Origin of the sequence: Vibrio sp. YYF0003 (genome assembly GCF_036350715.1) — a bacterium.
In the GTDB taxonomy this organism is placed as follows: domain Bacteria; phylum Pseudomonadota; class Gammaproteobacteria; order Enterobacterales; family Vibrionaceae; genus Vibrio; species Vibrio natriegens.
Genome location: NZ_JAZDWA010000025.1, coordinates 1 through 937, shown reverse-complemented (window position 1 = coordinate 937; position 937 = coordinate 1). Strand labels below are relative to the sequence as shown.

Below are 937 nucleotides of genomic sequence, written 5' to 3'. Positions count from 1 at the left end.
AGCTCTCCCGACGCTGAGACCGCCGAGTCTTCTTTCAGCTGCGCTCCAGCGCCAGATATGACTGCGCCATCATTGGTACCATTCACGGTAATGACTAAATTCTGCACATCTGTTGCGCCTGCGGCGTCCGTCACCGTGACCGGGATAGTAAGAGTCTGACTTTGCCCTGCTGGCAACGATTGATAGGCCGCATCGGTTGGATCAAACACCCAGCTACCGTCAGGATTGAACGTCAGACCGGACACCGGATTGGCAATCGAATAGCTCAGCGTATCACCCACATCCGGATCGGTAGCGATGAGTTGACCGGACGCTTTCTGGCCGTCCTCGTCGACAGAAACAGACGCGATCGGGGTCAGCGTTGGCGCATCATTGACATTATTGACGGTTAAATCAAAGGTGGTCGACACCTGTGCGCCATGATCGTCTGTCGCCGTGACCGTGACTGACGTGCTGCCCACATCGCTGTTGGTTGGTGTGCCACTGAACGTTCCAGTTGATGCATCAAAATGCAGCCACCTCGGAAGGCTACCGGTGGAGAGGGTCAAGGTATCGCCATGGTCAATATCGCCTAAGGTGTCAGTTGGCAGCGTGAACTGGAACGCGCTGTCTTCATCTATTTGTTGATTTACTACGCTGTGCGCCACGATTGGGGCGTCGTTCGTCCCTTCAATCGTCACGCTGATGGTGTGCCGTGTGCCATCGACACTGGTAACAGTGATGGAGTCTGTTAATGGCTCACCAGCCGCCAGTTGTTGGATAGCGGGCTGATTATTATCAGCGTGATACAGCCACTGCCCGTCGACACTGAGTGAGAAATGACCATAACCTGAATCACTGGTGACATCCGTGATCGGCGCGAATGCGGCTTCACCGCTGTCTACATCCTGAACCGTTAACTGCCCGTTCGCTTCCAGCTCTCCCGACGCTGAGACCG

1 protein-coding gene is annotated in these 937 nt (G+C 55.2%); it reads right to left on the bottom strand.

Features of this window, described 5'->3' with window-relative positions; all coding sequences use genetic code 11:
- Positions 1–937: VCBS domain-containing protein (locus V1U08_RS22870; RefSeq protein WP_330471473.1), on the bottom strand; the 937-nt coding region annotated here is incomplete at both ends.